The 21,191-nt window shown below is 69.0% G+C and carries 20 protein-coding genes; 5 read left to right on the plus strand and 15 right to left on the minus strand.

Translation table 11 applies throughout. From position 1 onward, the window contains the following. Nucleotide 1: 1 nt before the first annotated feature. From ruvX to M3195_RS11875, 5 genes are all read right to left on the minus strand, one after another. Nucleotides 2–475, minus strand: a complete 474-nt coding sequence (ruvX, locus tag M3195_RS11855) for a Holliday junction resolvase RuvX (protein WP_096716116.1) — start codon at nt 473–475, stop codon at nt 2–4. After that, nucleotides 472–3,132, minus strand: a complete 2,661-nt coding sequence (alaS, locus tag M3195_RS11860; RefSeq protein WP_251587792.1) for an alanine--tRNA ligase — start codon at nt 3,130–3,132, stop codon at nt 472–474. Before alaS ends, ruvX begins: the two co-directional genes overlap by 4 nt. 73 nt (nt 3,133–3,205) lie before the next feature. Next, nucleotides 3,206–3,394, minus strand: coding sequence for a hypothetical protein (locus M3195_RS11865; RefSeq protein WP_096716118.1), 189 nt, complete (start codon nt 3,392–3,394; stop codon nt 3,206–3,208). Between the two features lie 116 nt (nt 3,395–3,510). Further along, entirely contained in the window at nt 3,511–4,140 is a 630-nt protein-coding gene (gene rpsD / locus M3195_RS11870) for a 30S ribosomal protein S4 (RefSeq protein WP_096716119.1), read from the minus strand. 160 nt (nt 4,141–4,300) lie between these two features. Then, a complete protein-coding gene (locus M3195_RS11875) occupies nt 4,301–5,677 on the minus strand; it encodes a replication-associated recombination protein A (protein WP_251587793.1) in 1,377 nt (458 codons plus the stop codon). 109 nt (nt 5,678–5,786) lie between these two features. Between M3195_RS11875 and M3195_RS11880 the strand changes: the two genes are divergently transcribed. The 3 genes from M3195_RS11880 to M3195_RS11890 all read left to right on the plus strand — a co-directional run bounded on the left by M3195_RS11880 (nt 5,787) and on the right by M3195_RS11890 (nt 8,164). Beyond that, nucleotides 5,787–6,104 (plus strand): hypothetical protein, encoded by a 318-nt coding sequence (locus M3195_RS11880; RefSeq protein WP_251587794.1) that lies wholly within the window; start codon nt 5,787–5,789, stop codon nt 6,102–6,104. A 91-nt stretch (nt 6,105–6,195) separates the two neighbouring features. Further along, nucleotides 6,196–7,551 carry a DUF349 domain-containing protein gene (locus M3195_RS11885; RefSeq protein WP_251587796.1) on the plus strand — a complete coding sequence of 452 codons (1,356 nt, stop codon included), beginning with the start codon at nt 6,196–6,198 and terminating at the stop codon, nt 7,549–7,551. A gap of 61 nt (nt 7,552–7,612) precedes the next feature. Continuing rightward, nucleotides 7,613–8,164, plus strand: coding sequence for an SAM-dependent methyltransferase (locus M3195_RS11890; RefSeq protein WP_251587797.1), 552 nt, complete (start codon nt 7,613–7,615; stop codon nt 8,162–8,164). On the opposite strand, the gene M3195_RS11895 is transcribed toward M3195_RS11890, so the two are convergent. The 8 genes from M3195_RS11895 to M3195_RS11930 all read right to left on the minus strand — a co-directional run bounded on the left by M3195_RS11895 (nt 8,151) and on the right by M3195_RS11930 (nt 16,754). Continuing rightward, entirely contained in the window at nt 8,151–10,400 is a 2,250-nt protein-coding gene (locus M3195_RS11895; RefSeq protein ID WP_251587798.1) for a RelA/SpoT family protein, read from the minus strand. The two genes, M3195_RS11890 and M3195_RS11895, sit on opposite strands and share 14 nt — an antisense overlap. 68 nt (nt 10,401–10,468) lie before the next feature. Next, a complete protein-coding gene (gene secF, locus M3195_RS11900) occupies nt 10,469–11,458 on the minus strand; it encodes a protein translocase subunit SecF (protein ID WP_251587799.1) in 990 nt (329 codons plus the stop codon). Continuing rightward, nucleotides 11,458–13,188 (minus strand): protein translocase subunit SecD, encoded by a 1,731-nt coding sequence (gene secD / locus M3195_RS11905; protein WP_251587800.1) that lies wholly within the window; start codon nt 13,186–13,188, stop codon nt 11,458–11,460. The genes secF and secD overlap by 1 nt, the downstream gene beginning before the upstream one ends. Nucleotides 13,189–13,242: 54 nt before the next feature. Continuing rightward, nucleotides 13,243–13,659, minus strand: coding sequence for a preprotein translocase subunit YajC (locus M3195_RS11910; protein WP_308211590.1), 417 nt, complete (start codon nt 13,657–13,659; stop codon nt 13,243–13,245). Between the two features lie 73 nt (nt 13,660–13,732). Then, a complete protein-coding gene (gene ruvB, locus M3195_RS11915; RefSeq protein ID WP_251587804.1) occupies nt 13,733–14,758 on the minus strand; it encodes a Holliday junction branch migration DNA helicase RuvB in 1,026 nt (341 codons plus the stop codon). After that, nucleotides 14,751–15,356 carry a Holliday junction branch migration protein RuvA gene (gene ruvA / locus M3195_RS11920; protein ID WP_251587806.1) on the minus strand — a complete coding sequence of 202 codons (606 nt, stop codon included), beginning with the start codon at nt 15,354–15,356 and terminating at the stop codon, nt 14,751–14,753. Before ruvA ends, ruvB begins: the two co-directional genes overlap by 8 nt. Nucleotides 15,357–15,365: 9 nt before the next feature. Next, nucleotides 15,366–15,947, minus strand: coding sequence for a crossover junction endodeoxyribonuclease RuvC (ruvC, locus tag M3195_RS11925; RefSeq protein WP_251587807.1), 582 nt, complete (start codon nt 15,945–15,947; stop codon nt 15,366–15,368). A 45-nt stretch (nt 15,948–15,992) separates the two neighbouring features. Continuing rightward, complete coding sequence (locus M3195_RS11930) at nt 15,993–16,754, minus strand: YebC/PmpR family DNA-binding transcriptional regulator (RefSeq protein ID WP_251587808.1); 762 nt, start codon at nt 16,752–16,754, stop codon at nt 15,993–15,995. 146 nt (nt 16,755–16,900) lie between these two features. Between M3195_RS11930 and M3195_RS11935 the strand changes: the two genes are divergently transcribed. After that, entirely contained in the window at nt 16,901–18,280 is a 1,380-nt protein-coding gene (locus M3195_RS11935) for a pyridoxal phosphate-dependent decarboxylase family protein (RefSeq protein ID WP_251587809.1), read from the plus strand. On the opposite strand, the gene pdxT is transcribed toward M3195_RS11935, so the two are convergent. Further along, nucleotides 18,277–18,885, minus strand: coding sequence for a pyridoxal 5'-phosphate synthase glutaminase subunit PdxT (pdxT, locus tag M3195_RS11940; RefSeq protein ID WP_251587810.1), 609 nt, complete (start codon nt 18,883–18,885; stop codon nt 18,277–18,279). The two genes, M3195_RS11935 and pdxT, sit on opposite strands and share 4 nt — an antisense overlap. After that, a complete protein-coding gene (gene pdxS / locus M3195_RS11945) occupies nt 18,875–19,768 on the minus strand; it encodes a pyridoxal 5'-phosphate synthase lyase subunit PdxS (RefSeq protein ID WP_251587811.1) in 894 nt (297 codons plus the stop codon). Before pdxS ends, pdxT begins: the two co-directional genes overlap by 11 nt. Before the next feature lie 77 nt (nt 19,769–19,845). On the opposite strand from pdxS, the gene M3195_RS11950 reads away from it, so the two are divergent. After that, nucleotides 19,846–21,153, plus strand: a complete 1,308-nt coding sequence (locus tag M3195_RS11950) for an aminotransferase class I/II-fold pyridoxal phosphate-dependent enzyme (protein WP_251587822.1) — start codon at nt 19,846–19,848, stop codon at nt 21,151–21,153. Nucleotides 21,154–21,191: the final 38 nt, after the last annotated feature.

Genomic DNA, 21,191 nt, shown 5'->3' on the forward strand with positions numbered 1-21,191 from the left:
GTCAGGGGGACTCCTCGTCGAGCGGAATCGTGGCTCCGGGCGGGTTTCCGGTGCTCTTCTCCGTGTCTATCGCCTGCTGCAGCAAGACCACGGCGGCGACCTGATCCACAATGCTACGAGAGTTCTTCTGGGTTCTGCCGGAAGATCTCAGTGCGGCGTGCGCCGTGACCGTGCTGAGCCGCTCGTCCACGAGGCGGATCGGCAGGCCGAGGCGGCCCCCCAGCTCAGCCGCGAAGTCGCGGGCGTCTGCGGTGGAGGCGGTGTCGGCGCCCTGGAGGTTCACGGGCAGACCGACCACCACTTCGAGAGGCTGGTGCTCCGCGACGATCTCGGCGATGCGGGCGACCGAGGCTTCGTCGCGCTTCACCGTCTCGACGGGCACGGCCAGCATGCCGTCGGGGTCGCATCGGGCGACCCCGACCCTGGCGCGACCGACGTCGATGCCGATGCGCACGCCGCGACGGAAGCCCGTCACGCTGTCTGCAGCTCCTGAGAGACGGCCTCGAGCGCCGCGCCGAGCGCCGCGACGTCGGTGCCACCACCCTGTGCGACGTCGTCGCGCCCGCCTCCGCCTCCGCCGAGCACCGCTGCGGCCCGCTTCGCGAGCGCACCGGCCTTGGCGCCGGCAGCGCGGGCGGCGTCGTTCGCGGCGACCACGACGACCGGCCGACCGTTCACCACCCCGCCGAGCGCGACGACTGCAGCGTCCGAGCCCAGCCGGTCGCGCACGCCGAGGACGATGTCACGCAGGTCGTCGGCCGACGCGAGGTCACCGAGCGACTGCGCCGCGACACGGAACGCTCCGACGCGCGATGCGGCGTCGGCGATCGCAGGCACCTGGCCGGCGCGCTCCTTCGCCTCGAACTGCGCGATGCGCTTCTCCGCCGCCTTGAGGCTCGACGACAGGTCGGCGACGCGCTCGAGGAGCTGGTCGCGCGGCGCCTTCAACGAGGCGGTGAGCTGCGACACGAGGGCACGCTCGGCGGCGAGCTCTCGGAACGCGTCCTGTCCGACGAGCGCCTCGATACGGCGGTTGGAGGCACCGACCGACGACTCCCCCACCAGGCTCACGAGGCCGATCTCGGAGCTGCTCGAGACGTGCGTACCTGCGCACAGCTCGCGCGACCAGGGCCCGCCGATGTCGACCATCCGCACGACATCGCCGTACTTCTCGCCGAACAGCGCCATCGCGCCGGCCTCCTTGGCCTCGTCCAGCGTGACGATGCGCGTCGTGACCTCGAGTGCGTCGTGGACGGCTCGGTTCGTGATCTCCTCGATCTCGGTCTTCGTGTCGGCGGACAGAGCCTGCGACCAGGAGAAGTCGAACCGCATGTACCCTGCCCGGTTCAGCGAGCCGGCCTGCGTGGCCGTGGGGCCGAGCGTGTCGCGGAGCGCGGCGTGCACGAGGTGCGTCGCCGAGTGGGCCTGTCGGGCGGCGCGACGGTTCGCCGCGTCGACCACGGTGGTCGCCGCGTCGTCGACCGAAACCGATCCCCGGGTGACCTCGACCGTGTGGCTGATGAGACCGGGGACGGGTTTCTGCACGTCGAGGACCTCGAGCTCGTAGCCGGGACCGACGATGACGCCCTTGTCGGCCACCTGACCGCCGGACTCCGCGTACAGCGTCGTCTCGGCGAGCACGACCTCGGCGATCTGACCCTCGGATGCGCTTCGGACGACCTGACCGTCGACGAGGATCCCGAGCACGCGCGAGTCGACCTCGAGCTCGGAGTACCCGTCGAAGCCTGTCTCTCCCAGTGCACGGAGGTCACGGTAGACCGAGACATCGGCGAGCTGGCGCTTGCGGCTGCGGGCGTCGGCCTTGGCGCGGTCGCGCTGCTCCTTCATGAGCGAGTCGAAGGCCGCGCGGTCGACTTCGAGCCCCGCCTCCTCGGCGACCTCGAGCGTGAGGTCGATCGGGAACCCGTAGGTGTCGTGCAGCAGGAACGCCTCACGTCCGCTGAGCGCGCTGCCTCCGCCCTTCTTCGTGTCGTCGAGGGCGAGATCGAGGATCGTCGAGCCCTGAGCCAGCGTGCGGCGGAAGGTCTCCTCCTCCGCGAACGCCGCGGAGGACAGCGTCGACCAGTCGCTCTCCAGCACCGGGTAGGCCGTCTTCATGGCATCGCGCGAGGCGGCGAACAGCTCGGGGAACGCCGGCTCGTCGACGCCGAGCAGACGCATGGCGCGCACCGTGCGGCGCATCAGGCGGCGGAGGATGTAGCCGCGACCCTCGTTCGACGGCCGCACGCCGTCGGAGAGCAGCATGAGCGAGGAGCGCACGTGATCCGCGACGACGCGGAAGCGCACGTCATCCTCGTGCACGGCGCCGTAGCGACGGCCGGAGAGCTCGACCGCGCGATCGAGCACCGGACGCACCTGGTCGGTCTCGTACATGTTCTCGACGCCCTGCTTGAGGAAGGCGACGCGCTCGAGGCCCATGCCGGTGTCGATGTTCTTCATCGGCAGCTCGCCGACGATGTCGAACTCCGTCTTGCCGCGGATGTTGTCGATGAAGTCCTGCATGAACACGAGGTTCCAGATCTCCAGGAACCGGGTGTCGTCGGCGGCGGGTCCGCCGTCCGCACCGTACGCGGGACCGCGGTCGAAGAAGATCTCGCTGTCGGGGCCGCCCGGCCCCGGCTGACCGGTGTTCCAGTAGTTGTCGGCGCGACCGAGGCGCTGGATGCGCTCCGGCTTGAGGCCGATGATGTCGCGCCAGATGGCCTCAGCCTCGTCGTCGGTCTCGTAGACGGTGACCCAGAGGTCCTTCTCGTCGAAGCCGAGACCGCCGTCAGCCTCGGAGCTCGTCAGCAGCTCCCAGGCGTAGCGGATCGCGCCCTCCTTGAAGTAGTCGCCGAACGACCAGTTGCCGAGCATCTGGAAGAAGGTGCCGTGGCGGGCGGTGCGACCGACCTCCTCGATGTCGTTGGTGCGGATGCACTTCTGGACATCGGCGATGCGCGGGTGCGGGGCGGGGACGACGCCGGTGAGGTACGGGATCATCGGCACCATGCCCGCGACCGTGAAGAGGAGCGAGGGGTCGTCGCTGACCAGCGAGGACGAGGGGACGATGAGGTGGTCGTTCTTCTCGAAGTAGTCGAGGTAGCGCTGCGCGATCTCCGCAGTGTTCATGGGTGTGCCGGGTGTCCTTGCGTACGGGGTGGGGATTGCGGGAAGGCGGACGGCGCGTCGAGGCGCCGACCGCTCAGTCGTCTGCGGGGTCGGTGAGTCGCGCCTGCTGCTCGCGATAGGCGTCGCCGATGATCGTCGTGAACTCGTTGATGCGGGCGTCGACCTCGGCGAGGATGTCGTGTCCGCGAGGGTCCTTGTTCATGAAATGCGCTGCGACGAAACCGCCGATCACGCCGATCAGGAACCACAGCACGTTCTTCATGTCGTCACCCTCGTGTCAGACCCGCGGAGGCGCGGTCTCTCCATCGTATGCGGAAACGGCAGAAGGCGCCGGGTGACCCCGACGCCTTCTGCGGTGTTGCTGAGCCAGTCAGCAGATCAGCGAGCTGCGTAGTACTCGACGACGAGCTGCACTTCACAGGTCACGGGGACCTCGGCGCGCTTCGGGCGACGGACCAGGCGAGCCTGGAGCTTGTCGAGCTCGACCTCGAGGTAGCCCGGAACGGGAGGCAGGACCTCGGCGTGACCGCCGGCTGCTGCGACCTGGAAGGGCTCGGTGCCCTCGCTCTTGGCCTTGACGTGGATGAGCTGACCCGGCTTCACGCGGAACGACGGGCGGTCGACGAGCTGGCCGTCGACGAGGATGTGACGGTGCACGACGAGCTGGCGAGCCTGCGCGGTGGTGCGGGCGAAGCCCGAACGCAGCACGAGGGCGTCGAGACGCATCTCGAGGAGCTCGACGAGGTTCTCACCGGTCAGGCCGTCCTGACGACGGGCCTCGTTGAAGGTGTTGCGCATCTGCTTCTCGCGGATGCCGTACTGCTCGCGCAGACGCTGCTTCTCACGCAGACGGACGGCGTAGTCGCTGTCTGCCTTGCGCTTGGTGCGGCCGTGCTCGCCGGGAGCGTAGGGACGCTTCTCGAGGTAGCGGGCGGCCTTCGGGGTGAGGGCCACGCCGAGGGCGCGGCTGAGACGGACCTTGCGGCGGTCCTGGGACTTCGTGGTCACGAAGCTGTCCTTCCGATGACGCGGTCGCGGCTTTCGCGACTCGCGGACGTATCGCCGCGTTCTGCCTCGGAGCGCACGCCGGGGCGCTGTCGAGGTGGGGTGTGAACGAGGAGATGCCCGAAAACTCGGTTTCGAGCCGCTCGATCTTATCAGATGCGACTCAGCGCCCGTCGAGGATGCGCCGGATGCGCTCCAGGCGCGCGGAGATGTCGCGCTCCGCGCCGAGGTTCTTCGGCTCGTAATATCGACGGCCGCGCAGCTCGTCGGGCAGGTACTGCTGCGGGAGGATGCCGAACTCGCTGTCGTGCGGGTAGACGTAGCCCCGCCCGTGCCCGAGGCGCTTCGCGCCCGGATAGTGTGCGTCCCGCAGGTGCAGCGGCACTCGTCCGAAGCCGCCGGCACGGATATCGGCGATCGCGGCGTCGATGCCCGTGTAGGCGGCATTCGACTTCGCGGTCGTCGCGAGGTACACCGTCGCCTCGGCCAGCGGAATGCGTCCCTCCGGCATCCCGATGAACGCGACGGCGTCCGCTGCCGCGACGGCGATGGAGAGCGCCTGCGGATCGGCGAGACCGACGTCTTCCGACGCGGAGATCACGAGCCGCCGGGCGATGAAACGCGGGTCCTCCCCCGCCTCGATCATCCGAGCGAGGTAGTGCAGCGCGGCATCCGGATCGGAGCCGCGGATCGACTTGATGAACGCGCTGATGACGTCGTAGTGCTCGTCACCCTGGCGGTCGTACCGGAGCAGAGCCTTATCGACCGCCTGGGCGACGTCGTCGGCCGTGACGGCCGGAGGCTCGGCATCCTTCCCTTGGGCCTCTCCGTCGCCGTCCTCGCGGTCGATGGTGCCGCCGGCGTGTGAGAGCGCGACCGCTGCGGCGGCCTCGAGGCCTGTCAGCGCACGACGTGCGTCTCCCGAGGCGAGACGGATCAGGGCCGAGCGCGCGTCGTCGGCGAGCGTGACGGTGGCGTTGAGGCCTCGCGCATCCGCCACGGCCCGATCGACGAGTACGCCGATGTCGTCGTCGGTGAGCGGTTGCAGGGTCAACAGCAGCGAGCGGGACAGGAGCGGGGAGATGACCGAGAACGACGGATTCTCGGTGGTCGCGGCGATGAGGATGACCCAGCCGTTCTCGACACCGGGGAGAAGCGCGTCCTGCTGCGCTTTCGTGAATCGATGGATCTCATCGAGGAAGAGGATGGTGGTCTGGCCGTACAGGTCGCGCTGGGTGATCGCCTCCTGCATCACCTCGCGCACGTCCTTCACGCCGGCCGTGATCGCCGAGAGTTCGACGAAACGGCGCCCCGACGATCGGGCGATGGCCTGCGCGAGGGTGGTCTTCCCAGTGCCGGGTGGGCCCCACAGGATGATCGAGACGGCCCCGGGGGACGACGCGGCCGGGTCTGCCAACGCCACGATCGGCGACCCGGAACGGAGAAGGTGCTTCTGACCGGCGACCTCGTCGAGCGACACCGGGCGCATGCGCACGGCGAGGGGCGTCTGCCCGGAGAGCAGAGCGGCGGCGGAGGTCACCGTCCCAGGCTACCCGCGCCCGCCGACACGGTGGCCGACTCGGCGCGACCGCACGGCGACGGTAGGCTCTCAGGCGACGCGCCGTCGCGCGTCGGAGAGGGAGTGAGGCATGGCCGCACGCGGGTCCAGGAACGCTCAGCGCGCACGCACCGAGGCGGAGCGCGTGCGTCTGCACAACGCGCGACGAGACTGGCATGTCCGTCAGATCGCGCGTCGGACGCGCGACAACGTGATCGCCGTCGTCGCCGGCGTGATCATCGTCGCCGGGGCGGTCGTCAGCCAGGTCGTGCACGCGCAGGTGACCGCTCCCGAGCCGACGCCGACCCCCAGCCCCGGCGTCGAGCAGAGCGAGGCCCCCGGCGAGCAGATCCTGCCGAGCGAGACCCCGGCGCCCGAGCCGGTCCCCACGCAGACCCCGGCCGAGTGAGTCCGGTCGGCCACACGCGCGGACGTCGCGCGTACTAGGCTGAGGCTCGTCCTTTCCGCCTCCCGCGGTACGACCGCGCAAGGAGAATCACGTGTCTGCCAACGAGCCCGCGAAGCCGACTCCCCCCGTTCCCGCTCCCCCGGCGAAGCCCATGCCGCGGAAGCTGCCTACCCCGGCCGCCGCCGCTCCGGTCACCGCAGCGATCCCGACGCCGTCGACCGACGCCGCCGAGTGGGGTCGAGTCTCCGAAGACGGCACGGTGGAGGTCCGCGAAGGCGAGACGTGGCGCGTCGTCGGACAGTACCCCGACGGCACACCGGACGAGGCTCTGGCCTACTTCGTGCGCAAGTACGACGACATCGCGTTCAAGGTAGTCGCGCTCGAGCAGCGCCATCAGGCCGGTGGCGCCTCGGCCGCCGACCTCGTCAAGCAGGCGAACCACCTCATCGATGAGGCGACGGATGCCGCCGCCGTCGGCGACCTCGCGGGTTTGCGCGACCGGCTCACCGCGCTGACGTCCTCCCTGTCGGAGGCGACGGCACAGGAGGCCCAGCAGGCGAAGGAGCTCGTCGAGAAGGCCGTCGCCGAGCGCACCGCCCTCGTGGAGCGCGCGGAGGCCATCGCCGCCCGCGACCTCTCCAAGGTGCAGTGGAAGCAGGTCACCGCCGAGCTCAACGAGTTGTTCGAGTCGTGGCAGGCCCAGCAGCAATCCGGTCCCCGCCTGTCCAAGGGCATCTCCCAGCAGCTCTGGAAGCGATTCCGCGACGCCCGCTCGACCGTCGACAAGGCGCGCCGCGCGTTCTACTCGGAACTCGACGACGCGCACAAGACAGCCCGCGATGCGAAGACCCGTCTCGTCGAGCGCGCCGAAGCTCTGGCGCCGCGCGGCGTCGACGGCATCCCGGCGTACCGCACCCTGCTGGACGAGTGGAAGAACGCGGGGCGTGCCGGACGCAAGGCAGATGACGCGCTCTGGGCGCGCTTCAAGGCTGCCGGCGACGCGCTGTACGCCGCGCGGGCCGAGCAGGCTGCGGCTGAGGAAGCCGACTCCGCGCCGAAGATCGAAGCCCGTCAGGCACTCCTCGAAGAGGCCAAGGCCGTCGCGGACGAGCGCGACATCAAGCGTGCCCGCGCGCTCCTCACCCGTATCCAGCGTCAGTGGGACGAGGTCGGCCGCATCTTCCCCCGCGACAAGGAGCGCGCCCTCGACGATCGCCTCCGTGTGATCGAGCAGGCGCTCAAGGCGCGCGAGGACGTCGACTGGAAGAAGAACAACCCCGAGACGAAGGCGCGCGCGAACGACATGAGCTCGCAGCTGCTCGAGGCGATCGAGAAGCTCGAGTCCGAGCTCGCCGCCGCCGAGAAGTCCGGGGACAAGAAGGCCGCCACGGCAGCATCCGAGGCCCTCGAGGCGCGTCGCGCCTGGCTCAGCGCCCTCGGCGGCTGACCTCTCCACAGATCCGACGTCACGCACGGAAGAGCGGGAAACGCTGCGCCACACTGGCGTGATGCATCCCGCTCTTCTGTATCTGCCGGGTGGCCGTCTCAGTCTCTCCGAGCTGTCGGCCGCCCGACTCGACGGCCATGTCGTCGAGCTCGGCGAGGGCTACGTACCGGCAGACCTCGTCGATTCGCCCCAGGCCCGGGCTGCGGCGATCGCCGGGATCGTTCCCGCCAACACCGCTGCCTGCGGCCCGTCTGCTGCCGGGGTGCACGGAGCGGGCGACCGTCCGCCTGCTCGTCACCACGTGCGACGCGCCGTGCCGCATCGCCTGAGACTCGACCTGCCGCCGCGCGTCGTGCTGCACGACACAGCGCTCCCGCAGGGCGACGTCGTGCGGCTCGGCGGCATCCTCGTCATGAGTCCGGTACGCACGATGGTCGATCTGGCGCTGGGTCTGCACAGGGACCCGACCCGACGTCACTGGATCGACCTCCTCGCCGACACGGACCCCGGGCTGCTCGACCGGGCCGCGACGACGATAGACGCGATGCAGCGCATGCCCGGGGCGAGAGTCGCCAGGGCCGCGCTGCAGCGTGCGATCGTCAGGACGAGGTGACGCGGTATACGTCGTACACCGCGTCGATGCGGCGGACCGCATTGAGGACCCGGTCGAGATGAACCGCATCGCCCATCTCGAAAACGAAGCGGCTGAGGGCCAGACGCTCATCGGTCGTGCTGACCGTGGCCGAGAGGATATTGACGTGGTGCTCGCTGAGCACACGGGTGACATCGGAGAGGAGCCCCGAGCGGTCGAGCGCCTCGACCTGGATCTGCACGCGGAAGACGCTCTTGGTCGTGGGGGCCCAGGAGACGTCGACGAAGCGGTCCTCCTCGCTCGACAGCGCCTTGACGTTGACGCAGTCGGCGCGGTGCACCGAGACGCCGCTCCCGCGCGTGACGAAGCCGACGATGTCGTCGCCGGGCACCGGCGTGCAGCATTTCGCGAGCTTGACGAGGATGTCGGCCGCGCCACGGACCAGCACACCCGAATCACCGGCCCGTGGCTCGCGCGATGGCATCGTGCCGGGGAGATCGATCGATCCGGTCGCCGGGTCGTCGGTGGCGACGAGCGCGGTGACCTTCTCGAGGACCGACTGCGTGGACACATGCCCCTCGCCGACGGCGGCGTAGAGCCCCGAGACGTCTTCGTAGTGCAGCTGGTGCGCGACCTCGGCGAACGAGTCCTGGTTCATGAGGCGCTGCAGCGGCAGGTTCTGTCGCCGCATCGCACGGGCGATGGCCTCTTTGCCCTGCTCGATCGCCTCTTCGCGGCGCTCCTTGGTGAACCAGCCGCGGATCTTGTTCCGGGCTCGCGTGCTCTTGACGAAACCGAGCCAATCCTGGCTCGGGCCCGCGTCGGGGTTCTTCGAGGTGAACACCTCGACCACGTCGCCGCTCTTGAGCTCCGATTCGAGCGGCACCAGGCGCCCGTTCACCTTCGACCCCATCGTGCGGTGGCCGATCTCGGTGTGGACGGCGTAGGCGAAGTCGACGGGGGTCGCACCCGCCGGCAGCCCGATGACGCGGCCCTTGGGGGTGAAGACGTAGACCTCCTTCGCTCCGATCTCGAAGCGCAGCGAGTCGAGGAACTCCCCCGGGTCGGCGGTCTCGGCCTGCCAGTCGGAGATGTGCGCGAGCCACGCCATGTCGCGGTCGGCCGCGCGGACCTCGGCCTTGCCGCCGTTCATCCGCTCCTTGTACATCCAGTGCGCCGCGACGCCGTACTCGGCCTGCTGGTGCATCTCGTGCGTGCGGATCTGGATCTCGACCGTGCGCCCGGAGGGACCGATCACAGTGGTGTGCAGGGACTGGTACAGGTTGAACTTGGGGGTCGCGATGTAGTCCTTGAACCGCCCGGGCAACGGCGTCCACCGCGCGTGTATGGCACCGAGGACCGCATAGCAGTCACGCACGGAGGACACGAGCACGCGGATGCCGATGAGGTCGTAGATGTCGTCGAACTCGCGACCGCGCACGACCATCTTCTGATAGACGGAGTAGAGCTGCTTCGGGCGTCCGACCACCTTGCCGCGGATGCGCAGATCGCGCAGATCCTCGTCGATCTCCTCGACGACCTGGCCGAGGTACTTCTCGCGCTGCGGGGTGCGCTGTGCGATGAGGTTGTGGATCTCGTTGTAGATCTTCGGGTGCAGCACCGCGAAGGACAGATCCTCGAGCTCGGACTTGATGGCCTGGATACCGAGGCGATTCGCCAGCGGCGCGTAGATCTCGAGCGTCTCCTTGGCCTTCTTCGCGGCCTTCTCCGGCGGCACGAAGCCCCAGGTGCGGGCGTTGTGCAGCCGGTCGGCGAGCTTTATCAGGAGGACCCTGATGTCCTTCGACATCGCGACGATCATCTTGCGGACCGTCTCGGCCTGCGCGCTCTCGCCGTACTTGACCTTATCGAGCTTCGTGACCCCGTCGACGAGCATCGCGACCTCGTCGCCGAACTCGGCGGTGAGGTCGGTCAGCGCGTAGCCCGTGTCCTCCACCGTGTCGTGTAACAGGGCAGCCGCGATCGCTCGCGGTCCGAGACCCATCTCGCCGAGGATCTGCGCGACGGCGAGCGGATGCGTGATGTACGGCTCGCCGCTCTGCCGCTTCTGGCCCTCGTGCTTCTCCTTGGCGACCGCGTATGCCCGCTCGATGACCGCGAGGTCGCCCTTGGGGTGATTCGCTCTGACGGTGCGGATCAGGTTGTCGAGGTCGTTGACCCGGGGCGCGCGGGAGAAGATGCGGGGAACCAGTCGCCTCAGGCTCGATCCCTGCGACGTCGTCTGCGGTTCCGCCATCCGCTCACCTCCCCAATCAGAACAGCTTACGCGTGCTCAGCGGGGTGCGGTCCCGCTGAGCGAGACGATCAGACCTCGACGGCCGCGCGCTCGCGCGACTCTCGCACCCGGGCGTCACGGGCCTTGATCTGCGGCTCGTTCTCGCGGAACAGCGAGTAGAGAGGCGCGGCGACGAAGAGTGTCGAGTAGGTTGCGACAAGGATGCCGACGAAGATCGACAGCGAGATGTCGGTGAGTGTCTCGGCGCCGAGCCAGAACGACCCGATGAAGAGGATCGCTCCGACGGGCAGAGCAGCGACGACCGAGGTGTTGATCGACCGAACGAGCGTCTGGTTGACGGCGAGGTTGACCGATTCGCCGAAGAGGCGAGCGGACTTCTCCCCGTCTTCCGTGGTGTTCTCGCGGATCTTGTCGAACACGACTGTGGTGTCGTACAGCGAGTACGCGAGGATCGTCAGGAAGCCGATCACGGCCGCGGGAGAGATCTCGAAACCGGCCAACGCGTACACGCCGACGGTGATCACGAGCACGTCCAGCAGACCGAGGATGGCTGCTGCGGACATCTTCCAGGTGCGGAAGTAGATCGCGAGGATCAGGAAGGTCAGCGCGAGGAAGATCGCGAGGCCCCACAGCGACTGCTTGGTGACGTTCTCGCCCCAGGCCGGTCCGATGAAGGACGAGGTGACGGCATCGCCGTCGACCTTGTACGCCTCGGCCAGAGCCGCGGAGACCTGCTGGGTCTCTTCCGAGCTCATCTGATCGGTCTGGACGCGCATGTCCGAGCCGTTGACGACGACGACCTTGGTGGCAGCCTCGGGAACGACCGACTGCACGGCATCCGTCGCGGTCTGCTGGTCGGTCGTGTCGGGAGCCTGCACCGTGAACTGCGATCCGCCGGTGAACTCGATCGAGAACTGGATCGGGCGGATCAGCGGCACGAGGGCCGAGCCCACGACGAGCGCGATCGCGATGATGAACCAGAGGCGCCGCTTGCCGACGAAGGGGAAAGACGTCTTACCCGTGTAGAGGTTGTTTCCGAACTCGTTCATGGAAGCCATCACGCGTCCCCCTCACTTCCGGTGCTGGTGCGTTTCTCACCGGCGAGTGCTTCGGCGCGCTTGCGCTCTGCGATGGTCTGACGGCGGTCGGCCTCTCCGCGCGACCGGGCGTTCCTGGCATTGCGTCCGGTCGACGTCGCCGCGACCTCGCGGAACTGCGAACGGCTGCGGTACACGGCGCCGAGGGATTCGGGGTCGAGTCCGGACAGCTTGTGGCCACCGCCGAAGAACGTCGTTCGTGCGAGGATCTGCATCACCGGGTGCGTGAAGATCACGAAGATCAACACGTCGATGATGGTCGTGAGACCGAGCGTGAAGGCGAATCCCTTCACCGTGGCGTCGGCGAGGATGTAGAGCACGACGGCCGCGAGGACGTTGATCGACTTCGAGATGTAGATCGTGCGCTTGGCTCGACCCCATCCGTCTTCGACCGCAGCCGTGATCGACTTGCCGTCTCGCAGCTCGTCTCGAATGCGCTCGAAGTAGACGATGAACGAGTCGGCCGTGAATCCGATCGACACGATCAGACCGGCGACGCCGGCGAGCGAGAGCCGGAATCCGAGGCGCCAGGCCAGGATGCAGATGACGATGTACGTCAGGACGGCCATCACCGCGATCGACGCGATGATCACGGTGCCCAGCGCCCGGTACGAGAAGAGCGAGTACAGGGCGACGAGAGCGAGACCGATGAGTCCGGCGATCAGACCGATCTGCAGCTGCTGCGTGCCGAGCGTCGCCGACACCGTGTCGGAGCTCTGCACCTCGAAGCTGAGCGGCAGCGCGCCGAACTTGAGCTGATCGGCGAGTGTGGTCGCGGTCTCCTGCGTGAAGCTTCCCGAGATGCTCGGACGGCCGTCGAGGATCTGACCGTTCATGACGGGGGCGCTGATCACGGAGCCGTCGAGCACGAACGCGAACTGGTCGCGCGGCGAGAGGTTGGCGATGCGGTTCTGGTTGAGACGCGTGCTCACCTTGCCGAACGCCTCGGTGCCGTCGGCGTTCATCGTGAGCTGCACGATCCAAGCACCGGAGCGCGGGTCGCGGCCTGCCGTTGCATCGGTGATCGCCTGACCGGTGAGCTCGGTCGGGCCGAGGATGTACTTCGCCTGGCCGGTCGGGTCGCACGCGATGAGCGGCTGATCGGCCGGCTCGCGGGACGGGTCGTTCTCCGGGTTCGAGCAGTCGTACGCCTGGAACTCCGCGGCCAGCTTCTCGCTCACCCAGGACAGGTCGCTCGGGTCGGTCGGCTCGGCCGTCGGCGTGTCGCTGAGCGAGTCGTCCGGCGTCGGATACGGCGTCTCGGCGCCGTCCTCACCGATGAAGGTGTTCGTCCCCGCCGTGGTCGCGAGCACAGGCCGGAACTGCAGCTGCGCGCTCGACTGGATGCGCTCGCGGGTCTGATCGTCGGCAGCGCCCGGGATCTGCACCACGATGTTGCGGCCGCCCTCGGTCGTGATGTCGGCTTCGGCGACGCCGGAGGCGTCGACGCGCTGGCGAATGATCGCTGCGGCCTGGTCGAGCTGCTCCGACGACGGGTCAGCTCCGTCCTCGGTCTCGGCGCTGAGGATGATCTGAGTGCCGCCCTGGAGGTCGAGCGCCAGCTCAGGGGTCCAAGAGCTCTTCTGGAACCCGTAGACGCCGATCGCGTTGATGCCGAACAGGACGCCCGTCACCAGGAGAAGTCCGAGGAGGACGCGCCAGGCGTGACGGACCGGGGAGGAAGTGGCCACGTGTGATCAGCTTTCTGAGATGCCGGAGTGCCGAGTGCTGCGGTCGAGCGAGTGCTACTTGTCGTCGGCGTCCCGCTCGAGACGACGACGCGTCTCCTCGGGGGTCTCGACGGCCGGGGTCTCGTCGACGACAGGGGTCTCCTCGACGACGACCGGAGCCTCGCCGTCGACGACCTCGACGCCGTCGGTCAGGTCCTTCGGCTCGACGATGCGAAGGATCGCCTGGCTGTGCACCTCGATGACCGTGCCGGGGGCGATCTCCACGAGGGCCGGCGAGTCGAGATCGTCGTGGTCGTAGGCCACGATCGTGCCGTAGATGCCGCCCTGCAGGAGCACCTTCACGCCGGGCACCGTCTTGGCTGCCTTCTCCTCCTGCTCGGCCTTCATCTGCTTCTGACGGCGCCGGCCGTTCACGAACATGAAGACGACGAGGACGGCGAGGAGGCCGAAGAGGAGGATTTCCATGGGCATGAGGGCAAGCGCCTTTCTCAGGTGCACGCACCAGCCATGGGCGCACAGGTCTATCGGGGGAAGTCTTCAGCGATTATAGGTCATCGAGGCGAAGCACCCCGTCCGGGTGGGCGACGCCGAGGTGCGTGTACGCCTCCGGCATCGCCACGCGCCCGCGAGGCGTGCGACCGAGGAAGCCTATCCGCACGAGATAGGGCTCCACGACGCTCTCGACGGTCTCGGCTTCTTCGCCGACGGCGACGGCGAGGGTGCTGAGTCCGACCGGCCCCCCGCGGAAGCGCCGCACCAGTGTCTCGAGCACGGCCCGGTCGAGACGGTCGAGCCCGATGGGGTCGACGTCATAGAGCTCCAGCGCGGCGCGCACATCGGCGAGGGATGCCGTGCCACCCCCGTGCACGAGCGCGTAGTCCCGAACGCGCCGCAGAAGCCGGTTCGCGATTCGGGGGGTGCCGCGAGAACGGCGTGCGATCTCGGCGAGCGAGTCGCCGGGCAGATCGACGCCGAGCACCAGAGCCGACCGCGCGATGACCTGCTCCAGCTCGGAGTCGTCGTAGAACTCCAGGTGCCCCGTGAAGCCGAAGCGGTCGCGCAGCGGGTTCGGCAGCAATCCCGACCTCGTCGTCGCGCCCACGAGGGTGAACGGTGCGAGGTCGAGGGGGATGCTCGTGGCTCCCGCTCCCTTGCCGACCATGATGTCGATCCGGAAGTCCTCCATCGCGAGGTACAGCATCTCCTCCGCAGAGCGCGCCATCCGGTGGATCTCATCGATGAAGAGGACTTCGCCCGGGACCAGGCTCGACAGCAGCGCAGCGAGGTCGCCCGCGTGCTGGATGGCCGGGCCGCTGGAGAGACGCAGCGGCCTCTCGCTCTCGTGAGCCACGATCATCGCGAGCGTCGTCTTGCCGAGGCCGGGAGGGCCGGCGAGCAGGATGTGGTCCGGCGGGCGACTCTGGATGCGGGCTGCGTCCAGCAGGAGCTGCAGCTGTCCTCTGACCTTCTGCTGCCCGACGAAGTCGCCGAGGCTGGTCGGTCGCAGCGCTCCCTCGATCGCGAGCTCGGTCTCGTCGACCGGCTCCGCCGCGTCCCTCGCTTCAGACACGCGCCGGTCCCAACAGCGCGAGCGTGCGCCGGAGCAACGGGGCGACGGCGGCGCGTTCGGCCTCCGACGCCTCCTCCGCCGTCTGCGCTGCGGCCTCGGCCGCCACCTTCTCGGACCACCCGAGCCCGACGAGCGCGGCCGTGACCTGAGTGACGACGTCCGAACCCGTCCCCGCCGCGGGCGTCGACGCACGGCCGGTCGGGTGCACCTTGCCGGCGAGCTGCACGACGATGAGCTTGGCTGTCTTCGGACCGATGCCCGAGACGCGGCGGAACGGGGCGTCGTCCTCCGCCGTCACGGCCTCGGCGATCTGATCGACCGTCAGGTGCGACAGCACTCCCAGCGCGGACTTCGGACCGACGCCCGTGACGCTGATGAGCAGACCGAAGATCTCGAGCTCGTCGCGCTCCGCGAATCCGTACAGCGACAGCGCGTCCTCGCGGACGATCAGACTCGTGTGCAGCTGCAGCCGCTCTCCTGCGGTCGCGGTGTGCGCGACATCGGCGGGCACCGCCACCGAGAAGCCGACGCCTCCGACGTCGACGACGACGTGATCAGACGACGTGTGCAGCACGGTTCCGTGCAGGGAGGAGATCATCCCACAAGCCTAGACGCGGGATCGTACGTATGTTCGAGCGACACGCTCAGCGTCCGCCCATGCCCGCTGAGCCGGCGTGAGCGCATCGCGACCGGGAGCGGATGCCCCTCCGCGGCGCCATGCGTGGCACAGCGCGATCGCGAGAGCATCGGCCGCATCGGCCGGCTGAGGAGGGGCGTCGAGGCGCAGGATCCGGGCGATCATGGCCTGCACTTGCTTCTTGTCGGCGGAGCCGTAGCCGGTCACTGCCGCCTTGACCTCGCTCGGGGTGTGGGTGGCCGCGGGAAGGCCGGCCTCGGCGGCGAGCAGCAGTGCTACGCCACTCGCCTGGGCCGTGCCCATCACGGTGTGGGTATTCTGCTGCGCGAAGACGCGCTCGACGGCCACCGCGTCCGGGCGATGCACGGCGAGCACCTCGCGGATGCCGGAGGCGACCGCCGCCAGACGCTCGCCGATCGGCGCGTCGGGAGACGAGCGGATGACCCCCACGTGCACGAGCGTCCCGCGGCGGGCACGATCGACGTCGACGACGCCGACACCGCAGCGGGTGAGGCCGGGGTCGATGCCGAGAACGCGCAGCGAGGAGGTCACTCCCCCAGGCTATGCCGCTCGGCGTTCGACCCGGATCCGGCGCGCCTAGTCCTCGTCGTTCTCGAGCTCGGCCTGCACCTCGGGGGTGAGGTCGAGGTTCGTGAAGACGTTCTGCACGTCCTCGCTGTCCTCCAGCGCGTCGATAAGGCGGAAGACCTTCCGTGCGGTGTCCGCGTCGATCTCGACCTTGAGGTTCGGGACGAACTCCACGTCGGCCGACTCGTAGTCGATGCCTGCCTCCTGCAGAGCAGAGCGCACGGTCACGAGGTCGGTCGCCTCGGTGACGATCTCGAAGCCCTCCGCGCGGGGCTCGATCTCCTCAGCGCCCGCCTCGAGCGCCGCCATCATCACGTCGTCCTCGGTCGTCCCTTCGGAGCCGACGACGATGACGCCCTTGCGGCTGAAGTTGTATGCGACGCTGCCGGGATCCGCCAGAGTGCCGCCGTTGCGGCTGAGCGCTGTGCGCACCTCGGCTGCCGCGCGGTTCTTGTTGTCGGTCAGACACTCGATCATGAGGGCCACGCCGTTCGGTCCGTAGCCTTCGTACATGATCGAGGTGTACTCGACCGCCTCGCCGCCGATGCCGGCGCCGCGCTTCACGGCGCGGTCGATGTTGTCCTTCGGGACAGACGTCTTCTTGGCCTTCTGCACGGCGTCGAACAGCGTCGGGTTGCCGGCGAGGTCGGGGCCGCCGAGCTTGGCGGCGACCTCGATGTTCTTGATGAGCTTCGCCCACGACTTGGCACGGCGCGCGTCGATGACGGCCTTCTTGTGCTTGGTCGTGGCCCACTTGGAATGCCCGGACATAACTCTCCGCTCGTCGTATCCGCCCGGGCGCTGGCCCAGGGCGTCGTCCAGTCTATCGAATGGCCTCGCGCGCCCGCCGCCCCTGACCCGCCGGTCACTCACGGACAGGTCTGGCGGGGCGGCGTCGACGGGTGTACTCCTGGCACATGGGTGAGTCAGACGGAGACGACCGCAGTCGCGCTCTCGACACCGCGCACCGGCGCGCGACGGAGTTCCTCGACGGAGTGACGGAGCGGCCGGTCTGGCCGCGCGCCGATCTCGCGACGATGCTCGACGCCTTCGGCGGTCCGCTGCCCGAGCACGGTGCGGAGCCGGCGTCCGTCGTCGAGGAGCTGGCGACGCGAGCCGACCCCGGCCTCGTCGCGATACCCGGCGGCAGATTCTTCGGGTTCGTCATCGGCGCGACGCATCCCGCGGCACTGGCCGCGGACTGGCTGGTCTCGGCGTGGGACCAGAACTCCGGGTCCTCGACCCTCACGCCGGCGACGGTCGCCATCGAGCGTGTCGCCGGACAGTGGATGCTGGAGCTGTTCGATCTCCCCCGTACGGCGAGTGTGGGATTCGTGACAGGCGGTCAGATGGCGAACTTCACCTGCCTGGCGACGGCCCGTCACGCCGTGCTCACCCGGATCGGCTGGGATCTCGCCGAGCTCGGACTCGCGAACTCGCCGCCTGTGCGTTTCGTGGTCGGTGCAGACCGGCACGGCTCGATCGATCGCGCCGCACGGTTTCTCGGCATAGGCCTCGCCGGCATCACCGTCGTCGAGGCCGACGAGCAGGGGCGGATGCGGCCGGAGGGTCTGGACGAGACGCTCGATCGCACACAGGGACCGGCGATCGTCTGCCTGCAGGCGGGCGAGGTGCACACCGGGGCCTTCGACGACTTCGAGGCGCTGATCCCGATCGCGCGTCGTCATGGCGCGTGGGTGCACGTCGACGGCGCCTTCGGGCTCTGGGCCGCTGCGTCGCCGCGTCTGCAGGCACTCACCGCGGGCATGCAGGACGCCGATTCGTGGGCGACGGACGCCCACAAGACCCTGAACGTCCCGTACGACTGCGGGATGGCGATCGTGCGCGATCCCGCCGACTCGATCGCCGCGTTCCGCACGGGCGGCGACTACCTCATGTACACGAGCCTCGACCCGTGGGATGTGACGCCTGAGCTCTCCCGACGCGCGCGCGGCGTTCCGGCGTGGGCCGCTCTGCGGAGTCTCGGCCGTGAGGGCGTCGCCGATCTCATCGACCGTCTGCACGCGAATGCGGTCGCGATGGCAACAGGTCTCGCATCGATCCCGAGTGTGACGGTCGTCAACGACGTCGACTACACCCAGGTGATGTTCCGGCTCGAGACGGACGACGCCACTCGTGCGCTGGGCGAGGCGATCCTGCTCGACGGCACGGCCGCCGTGACCGGAGCGCAGTGGCAGGGGCGCGCGACGCTGCGGTGCTCGATGTCGTCGTGGGTGACGACCGACGTCGACGTGACACGGACGGTCGCCGCGATCCGCGCTCTCGTCACCGTCTAGGTGCGCACGGTGCCGCGAGCGATCGCGAGGGCGAGGAACCGCTCGTGGAAACGGAGCTCGCCGTCGACCTCGGGGTGGAAACTGGTCCCCAGGATCGACCCCTGCTGCACGGCGACGATCCTCCCGTCGGGAAGCGTCGCGAGGACGTCCACGTCGGGGCCGACGCGTTCCACGATCGGGGCGCGGATGAAGGTCGCGCGCACCGGCGGGGTCCCGAGGGTCGGCACGTCGATCTCCGTCTCGAACGACTCGGTCTGACGCCCGAACGCGTTTCGACGCACGGCCACGTCGAGTCCGCCGAAGGACTGCTGACCGTCGATGCCGTCGAGGATCTCGTCGGCCAGGAGGATCAGGCCCGCGCACGTGCCGTACACCGGGAGTCCGGAGGAGATGGCCGCCCGGATCGGCTCGGCGACCCCGAACGCGCGGGACAGCTTGTCGATCACGCTGGACTCGCCACCGGGGATCACCAGACCGTCGACCTGGGCGAGCTCTTCGGGGCGCCGCACGAGCGAGACCTCGGCGCCCAGCCCGGCGAGCAGGGCGGCGTGCTCGCGCACGTCGCCCTGCAGGGCCAGGACTCCGACCCGAGGGTTACCAGCCACGTTCGGCGAGACGGTGCGGCGCGGGGAGGTCGGAGACGTTGATCCCGACCATGGCCTCGCCGAGACCGCGCGACACCTCGGCGATCACCTTCGCATCGTCGTAGAAGGTTGTCGCCTTGACGATGGCCTTGGCACGCTCGGCCGGGTTGCCCGACTTGAAGATGCCCGAACCGACGAACACGCCGTCGGCACCGAGCTGCATCATCATGGCGGCGTCAGCGGGAGTGGCGACGCCACCCGCCACGAACAGCACCACCGGAAGCTTCCCGGTCTCGGCGATCTCTGCCACGAGCTCGTACGGCGCCTGGAGTTCCTTCGCGGCGACGAAGAGCTCGTCCTTCGGCAGCGCCGTCAGCGCCGCGATCTCCCCCCGGATCTTCCGGATGTGCTTCATCGCCTCGGAGACGTCGCCGGTGCCGGCCTCGCCCTTCGAGCGGATCATCGCCGCGCCCTCGTTGATGCGGCGCAGAGCCTCGCCCAGATTCGTGGCCCCGCAGACGAACGGCACGGTGAAGCCGAACTTGTCGATGTGGTTGACGTAGTCCGCCGGGGACAGCACCTCGGACTCGTCGATGTAGTCGACGCCGAGCTCCTGCAGCACCTGCGCCTCGACGAAGTGGCCGATGCGTGCTTTGGCCATCACGGGGATCGAGACGGCGTCGATGATGCTGTCGATCATGTCGGGGTCGCTCATGCGCGAGACACCGCCCTGGGCCCGGATGTCGGCGGGCACGCGCTCCAGCGCCATGACGGCGACGGCTCCGGCATCCTCCGCGATCTTCGCCTGCTCGGCGGTGACGACGTCCATGATGACGCCGCCCTTGAGCATCTCGGCGAGGCCGCGCTTCACACGCGAGGATCCGATGGTGGTCTGTTCGGCCATGACTGACTCCTGTCGAGGTTTGATCTAGGCCAAACCATAGCACTGTCCGGAACGACCTAGAATCGACCCGAGGACACATGACGGAACAGATCAGCGGAACGACGGCGGCCGACATCGCAGACAGCGTGCGCGACCTGCGCGACCGCGGCGTGCTCGGCGCGGGCAGTGCGCTCCCCCCGGTGCGAGAGCTCGCCGCGATGCTCGGCGTGAACCGCAACACCGCGGTCGCGGCGTACCGTCAGCTCGCCCAGGCCGGTCTCGTCGTCTCGCGCGGGCGCGCCGGCACCGTGATCGCCGGTCACGAATCCGTCGCGCAGGAAGGCTTCGCCGCCGACACCGTGCTGCGCGACGTCGGCACCGGCAACCCTGATCCGCGTCTCATCCCTGACCCGTCGGCTGCGCTCGCCACGGTCGCCGGTCGCCCCGTGCTGTACGGCGAGCCGGTGATCGACCGCGGCCTGGAGGCCTGGGCGCGCGAGTGGATCGCGACCGACCTCACGGACACCGGCTTCCGCATCACGGTCACGAGCGGTGCGGTCGACGCGGTCGAGCGACTCCTCGCTCAGGCGCTCATGCGCGACGATGCGGTCGCGCTGGAGGACCCGTGCTTCCTCGCCAGCATCCACACCGTCCGCCTCGGCGGATACCGAGCAGTCCCCGTGCCGGTCGATGATGAGGGCATGACGGTCGCGGGACTCCGCGCGGCGCTCGATGCAGGAGTCCGCGCCGTCATCTGCACCCCGCGAGCGCAGAATCCGACGGGCACCAGTCTTTCCGCGCGGCGTGCCGCCGATCTACGAGCCGTGCTCGCAGACCATCCCTACGTGCTCCTCATCGAGGACGACCATTTCTCGATGCTCTCGCAGCGGGAGTACGAGACGCTGATCGGTCCCGAGCATCGACGCTACGCGCTCGTGCGGTCGGTGTCGAAGTTCCTCGGCCCCGACATGTGCCTCGCCATCGCCGCGACCGATCCGACCACGGCCGAGCGCCTCGCCATGAGGCTCAGCCCCGGAACGACCTGGGTCAGCCACCTGTTGCAGCGGCTCACGCTCGCTCAACTGACGGACACCGATGCCCTCGCCCGCATCACGACAGCTCGAGAGCACTACGCTGCTCGAAACGAGGCTTTCGCCGCCCGCCTCCGCGACAGAGGGCTCGACTCCCCGTCGACGGACGGACTGAGTCTCTGGGTGCGGCTCCCGAAGCCCGCCCGCACCGTCGCCGAGCGCCTGATGCGCCGCGGCTGGCTCGCCCGCACCGGCGACGAGTTCGCCCTCGACGACCGCGCCGAACCCTCGCAGCACCTGCGCCTCACCGTGCACGACCTGTCCGACGAGGACGCAGAGACACTCGTCGCGGACCTCGTCGCGGCGACCCGATGACCGACCCCCGCGGGCACCGGCCCGCCGCTCACGAAAGG

The organism is Microbacterium hydrocarbonoxydans (assembly GCF_023715885.1).
GTDB classification, from domain to species: domain Bacteria; phylum Actinomycetota; class Actinomycetes; order Actinomycetales; family Microbacteriaceae; genus Microbacterium; species Microbacterium hydrocarbonoxydans_C.